Annotated in this window: 5 protein-coding genes; 3 read left to right on the top strand and 2 right to left on the bottom strand. The window is 35.1% G+C overall.

Going from position 1 to position 6,532, the window contains the following annotated elements; translation table 11 throughout:
- Positions 1-1,465, bottom strand: a 1,465-nt coding sequence (locus tag AB4Y90_RS14290; protein WP_441558215.1) for a peptide chain release factor 3, incomplete at its 3' end; no start/stop codon positions are given.
- 345 nt (positions 1,466-1,810) lie between these two features.
- On the opposite strand from AB4Y90_RS14290, the gene AB4Y90_RS14285 reads away from it, so the two are divergent.
- The gene (locus AB4Y90_RS14285; protein WP_441558214.1) at positions 1,811-4,159 is read left to right on the top strand and encodes a choice-of-anchor L domain-containing protein; all 2,349 of its coding nucleotides are present in this window, start codon (positions 1,811-1,813) and stop codon (positions 4,157-4,159) included.
- A gap of 55 nt (positions 4,160-4,214) precedes the next feature.
- Here AB4Y90_RS14285 and rsmA read toward each other — a convergent pair whose 3' ends face one another.
- Positions 4,215-4,985 carry a 16S rRNA (adenine(1518)-N(6)/adenine(1519)-N(6))-dimethyltransferase RsmA gene (gene rsmA, locus AB4Y90_RS14280; protein WP_441558213.1) on the bottom strand — a complete coding sequence of 257 codons (771 nt, stop codon included), beginning with the start codon at positions 4,983-4,985 and terminating at the stop codon, positions 4,215-4,217.
- 91 nt (positions 4,986-5,076) lie between these two features.
- On the opposite strand from rsmA, the gene AB4Y90_RS14275 reads away from it, so the two are divergent.
- The gene (locus AB4Y90_RS14275) at positions 5,077-5,973 is read left to right on the top strand and encodes a cell division protein FtsX (RefSeq protein WP_441558212.1); all 897 of its coding nucleotides are present in this window, start codon (positions 5,077-5,079) and stop codon (positions 5,971-5,973) included.
- A 4-nt stretch (positions 5,974-5,977) separates the two neighbouring features.
- A complete protein-coding gene (locus tag AB4Y90_RS14270; protein WP_441558211.1) occupies positions 5,978-6,274 on the top strand; it encodes a DUF3098 domain-containing protein in 297 nt (98 codons plus the stop codon).
- Positions 6,275-6,532: the final 258 nt, after the last annotated feature.

The following is a 6,532-nucleotide window of genomic DNA, read 5'->3' as shown; positions in this document are numbered from 1 at the left end:
GTTTTAATCTCGCAAATTCTTTGAATTCCTCAGATTTTTCATCGGCTTCTACCCAACAGGCTTTGTGCATAGAAAGAGGTTCATAGCTGCATTTTGCACCATATTCATGTTCAAGACGGTATTGAATGACTTCATACTGAAGCGCTCCAACAGTACCGATGATTTTCCTGTTGTTCATTTCAAGTGTAAATAGCTGAGCAACACCTTCGTCCATCAATTGATCAATACCTTTCGCCAATTGTTTGGCCTTCAAAGGATCGTTATTGTTGATATATCTGAAATGCTCCGGAGAAAAACTAGGGATTCCTTTAAAGTTCAATTTTTCACCTCCGGTCAACGTATCACCGATTCTGAAGCTTCCTGTATCATGAAGTCCGACAATATCTCCGGGGAAACTTTCGTCAACCACTTCTTTTTTATCTGCGAAAAATGCGTTCGGAGAAGAGAATTTCATCTTCTTACCTTCTCTTACCAATAAATAGTTTTCATTTCTTTTGAAGGTTCCTGAAACAATTTTTACGAAAGCAAGCCTGTCTCTATGCTTAGGATCCATATTTGCGTGAATTTTGAAGACAAAACCTGTAAAAGTATTTTCTTCAGGCTTTACCAAACGTGCGTCACTTTCTTTTGGCTGCGGCATCGGAGCGATGTCGATAAACGCATCCAATAATTCGCGAACTCCAAAATTATTTAAAGCAGAACCAAAGAAAACCGGCTGCAAATCTCCTTTCATATAATCTTCACGATTAAACTCAGGATAAACAGATTGTATTAAATCTAATTCTTCTCTTAAATTTTTTGCAGCTTTTTCACCAATAACTTCGTCTATTTTAGAATCATTAATATCATCAAACCTGATCGTATCACCAACTTTCTGTTTTTTCTCTTCTAAAAATAATTGAATGTTGTTTTCCCAGATATTATAGATCCCCTGAAAGTCGCTACCCATACCGATTGGTAAAGAAAGCGGACAAACCGTTAATCCCAGTTTTTGTTCAACTTCATCCAAAAGATCGAAAGCATCTTTACCTTCACGGTCAAGCTTATTGATGAAAACCAGCATCGGAATATTTCTCATCCTGCAAACCTTAACGAGCTTTTCGGTCTGTTCCTCAACACCTTTTGCAACGTCAATCACTACAATTACAGAATCTACGGCTGTTAAAGTTCTATAAGTATCTTCAGCAAAATCTTTGTGACCCGGAGTATCTAAAATATTAATTTTGTGATCTCTATATTCAAAAGCCAATACGGAAGTTGCTACCGAGATTCCTCTCTGTCTTTCAATTTCCATGAAATCTGAAGTGGCTCCTTTTTTTATTTTGTTGGATTTTACCGCACCTGCCTCCTGAATTGCGCCCCCGAAAAGGAGCAGCTTCTCAGTAAGTGTGGTTTTTCCGGCATCGGGGTGAGAGATAATTCCGAAGGTTTTTCTTTTTTCTATTTCTTTGATTAAGTCTGACATATCGTATTTTGAAGTTGCAAAAATCGTGAATTTAATCGAATTCTGAAAATCACATTTTATGCTTCTTTAAAATGATGTTTGCAGAAGAATATTAATCTGATTTAAGGACATAAATTTTATGCGGCTTTAAAATTAAAAGGTTTTGCTTTTTACTTTAGTTGAGACCCTTTTTGGATTAACTTTTTTAATCTGATTTAGCTTTATTAGGTAATATCAATCGGTTTTTTAAAAATTGAGATACTTATATTAAATTTTGATTATAATTATGTATTGGTGTAAAAAAGTAGAGTTATTTGTAGGGTAAATGTAAAAAACTATTAAATTTGTTGAAACAAAATATTATTTATGAAGAAATATATACTGCGGTTAACTTTATTTCTATTAGCCATAGGCAATTTTACGTATGCACAGACAAAAAGACCTCCGGCAAAAAAAAATATCCCTGCAACAGCTAAAGCGGGAGATTATATAGACGTAAATGTTGCTCCTTATCCTGAAAGTAATTTTACACCTACACAATTAGTTACTGATGTTTTGGTAGGAACATCCGGTTCTTGCGGAACTCCTAATATTTCTAACGTTACAGTCAGCCCCAACCAACCGGTTACCGACGATGACAGATTTTGGGGATATTTTAATAAAGCAACTTCAACTTTTCCTTTTGAAGAAGGAATTGTTTTAACAACTGGTTTCGCCAGAAAAGCAGGGAATGCTGCTGAAGCCAATATTTTAAGTGATGGTAATGGAGGAGGAAGCGATGCTGATCTTATTGCAGCTATTGGGGTGACTACACAAATTAATAATGCAGCTGTTTTAGAATTTGACTTTGTACCAACGAGTTCTCAGATGAAATTCAGATATATTTTTGCTTCAGAGGAATATACGGGAAATTATCCTTGTCCGCCGTTACAATATGATGATGCTTTTGCTTTATTATTAAAACCGAATACTCCGGGATCTACTTACACAAATCTAGCCGTTTTACCTGGAGGAGCGGGGCCGGTTTCCGTACCGAATATTCTTCCGGGAAGTTTTTCTTGTGGTCCGATTAACGATCAGTATTTTGGTTCTTTATCGCCCAATGCAACAAATTATAATGGTACTACAGCGCCTCTTACAGCTGAAGCTACAGTAATTCCTGGACAATCTTACCACATCAAAATGGTCGTAGCTGATGCGAGAGACAGTAGCTATGGTTCTGCTGTTTTTTTAGAAGCAGGCTCGTTTGATATTGGCGTAAATTTATTAGATCCTTCAGGAGCTCAATTACCACCAGAAATTAACGTTTGTGACAATGCACCACAAGTAATTACGGCATCAACCAGTGGACCAAATTTAGTTTATAAGTGGTTTTTGAATGGAACAGTCTTACCTAATGCTACTACAAACACAATTACAGCAACAGAACCTGGAACTTACAAGATCGAAGTAAGTGTACCGGGAAATCCTTGTCCAGGAAGTGCATCAATTGTAATTCACGGAGGAACTACACCTGAAGCGCATAACGGAACTTACCTTCTTTGTACGACACCCGATGTGACTTCATTTAATTTAAATGCAACAAAAGCTTCTGTTAGTAATGACTGGCAAACCGCAACATTTCATTTTTATGAAGATCAAGCGGATGCATTGGCTCAAAATAATGATTATATAGCAAATATTTACGATTATAACGGTACAGACGGACAAATTTTGTATGTGGTTGTTTCTAATGGTGTCTTCTGTAGTAGACTTGTAGAGCTTACTTTACAAAGAGAAGTTACACCTGTTGCTCAGCTTGCTTCATCACAATTTAGAATTTGTGCCGGTGAAACGGTAACGCTTACCGCTTCAGGAGGGATCACTTATCTATGGGATAATTTCGGTGGAAACGGCAATACACAAACTGTTACATTGCATCAGTCTACCGAATTTACGGTTTATGCGATCGGAACGAAAGGATGTAAATCTCTTCAGCCTGCTAAAATAAAAATAGAAGTTATTCCGGCTATTACGTCTCCGCTTTTAGATGTGGAAATGTGTGTAGGAGACAGTATTGTTTTAGATGCAGGTGCCGGTAATAATTATACCTACCTTTGGAATACAGGCGAAACTACCCAAACAATAGTTGCCAATCAATTAGGTGTTTACAATGTTGTAATCGATAATGGAATTTGCCAGGACGAATTTGAAGTGAAGGTACATGCTGCAGCTTTACCATATTTTACAAATCTGGATTATTCTGATAATACTTTAACGGTAACGGCGTATAATCCTACCATCAATAATTACCTTCAGACTCTTGAATATTCTATTGATAACGGGATCAATTGGCAGGAATCTAATATTTTCCCGGGACTTTTAAACAATACAAATTATACGGTAAGAGTAAGAATTAAAGGAACCAGCTGTAATGGTTCGATAGAATTTTTCACGCTTCACATCAATAATGTAATTACTCCAAATCAGGATGGTTTTAATGATGTTTTAGATCTTACTTCTTTAGGCAGCTTCAAAAACTTTACAGGCTCTATCTATGACAGGTACGGTGTAGAAGTGTTCAAATTTTCAAAAGAAACACCGGTTTGGAACGGAACAGTAGGTGGAAAAAGATTACCGACCGCAACGTATTGGTACAAATTTAATTTTGAATATAATAAGTCTAAAACTAAGATGAGCAGATCGGGCTGGATTATGTTGAAAAACAGAGAATGATTCTCGGTGTTGAATAATAAAAATGCCTTTCATATTTTTGAAAGGCATTTTTATTTTATTGATTTTCTTTCCAGAGTTGAGTAAAAGAAATAAAATCTGAAACACTAAGCTCTTCAGCTCTTTTATCTAAAAATTCATGCGTTTTTAATGCTTCAGGAATATTTAAAATTTTCAGCGCATTAGAAAGTTTTTTTCTTCTCTGATTAAATCCTGCTTTTACGATTTGCTTAAAAAGTATTTCGTTTCCGGCAAGACCTTTTTTAGGATTTCTGGTCAGTCTTATCACTCCCGATTTTACTTTCGGTGGCGGATTAAAAACATTTTCATGTACCGTAAAAAGATATTTTACATCATAATAAGCCTGAATAAGCACAGACAAAATCCCGTAATCTTTTGTTCGTGGAACAGCGGCAGTTCTCTCTGCAACTTCTTTCTGGAACATTCCTACCATTTCAGGAATCTGCTCGTAATGATCTACAATTTTAAATAGAATCTGTGACGAAATATTGTACGGGAAATTTCCGATAATGGCGATTTGCTCGTTTTCAAGCCCTGCAAAATCATGCTTAAGAAAATCACCCACAAAAGTCTCTTCGGTGATTTTTTCGTAATTCTTTTTTAAATATTCAATTGATTCGTTATCAATCTCTGCAAGAAATACTTTTTGCTCTTTTTCAATAAGATATTTGGTAAGAACTCCCATTCCGGGGCCTACTTCGAGTACGTTTCCGTAGTTTTCAAAGCTCAGTCCTTCTACAATTTTTCTGGCGATATTTTCGTCGGTCAAAAAGTGTTGACCGAGGTGTTTTTTTGCTTTTACACTCAAAGTTTTTTATGATTTCGTTAACAATGATTTTCTATAATTCGTCCCAAATTTCGGAAGATTTTTTCTATTTTAGCCAAAAATTTTAATATTAATGGCTAAATCTGTAGATGAGTTTAATAAGAAAAGGCTTCGATCCAGCAATATTACTGTCGTAGTAAGTATCGCATTAGTGCTGTTTTTGTTGGGATTAATGGGGCTTATTTTAATCAATGCTCAAAAATATTCCGACTATCTGAAAGAGCAGCTTGTAGTAAACGCTTATTTTGATGAAAATTACGACATCAAAGATTCGGCTAAAATAGCAAAACAGGAAGCCGTTGCTGTTGAATTAATTAATAAAATGGAAGCGGTAAAACGTACCAAATACATTACCAAAAAAATGGCTACAGCTGAAGCCAAAAAAAGTTTGGGAATTGATACAGAAGCGCTTTTTGAAGAAGATATTTATCCTGCATCGGTAGAAGTTTCTCTGAAAGCTGGCTATACAGATTCTGTTAAAACAGCCAATGTATTAAAAGAATTGAGAGCTGTTCCAGGAATAAAAGATGTAAAAAACGATACCGATTCTCAGAAAATATATGATAACCTGAACAGGATTTTAAAATGGATTTTAGGATTCTGTATATTATTCCTGATTTTAGCAATTGTATTGATTAACAACTCGATTCGTCTGAAAGTTTTTTCAAAAAGATTTATCATCAAAACGATGCAGTTGGTGGGTGCAAAACGAAGATTTATTTTAACGCCATTCATTAAAGAAGCACTTATTTTAGGTCTTCTTGGTGCGGTGATCGGTCTTTTGGCACTTTTCGGAATCTGGTATTATTTTACGACGGTTATCAAAACACCTTTCGTACAAGATACAAATCAGTATATTTGGCTGGTGGTTTCTATATTTGGTGTGGGTTTATTTATCACCGTATTAAGCACAATTGTTGCAACATGGAGGTTCTTGAGATCAAATGTTGACGATTTATATTATTCATAAAAAAATGAGCAAAAAAACAAATAAATTTTCGGCATCAGATTATGGTAACGAAACAAAAGTTTCCGACGAAAATACTTTTTACTTCGGTAAGCAGAATTTCAAATGGATGCTGATTGGTCTTGCATGCATCGTTGTCGGTTTCCTTCTGATGATGGGACCTGATGCAAACACTGTAAACGGAAAATTAGATCCTAATGTCTGGAACGATGATATTTTTTCAATCAGAAGGATCAGAATTGCGCCGTTGTTGGTTGTGATTGGTTTCGCAATTGAAGTGTATGCAATTTTAAAAAGAAAATAGAATTACAGTTTTTTATTTTAAGATTAAGAAATTCAGGAATTTACACGTGCTGTAAAATTTCTAAATTTCTTAATCTTTTTAATTTATTTATTATAAAATGGATTTAATCAAAGCAATAATTATTGCCATTGTAGAAGGACTTACAGAATATTTACCGATCTCATCAACTTAATTTATTTATTATAAAATGGATTTAATCAAAGCAATAATTATTGCCATTGTAGAAGGACTTACAGAATATTTACCGATCTCATCAAC

The organism is Chryseobacterium sp. 2TAF14 (assembly GCF_052115105.1).
In the GTDB taxonomy this organism is placed as follows: Bacteria; Bacteroidota; Bacteroidia; order Flavobacteriales; family Weeksellaceae; genus Chryseobacterium.
The sequence above is the reverse complement of the archived record's forward strand: the minus strand, read 5'-3'. Positions and strand labels throughout refer to the sequence as shown.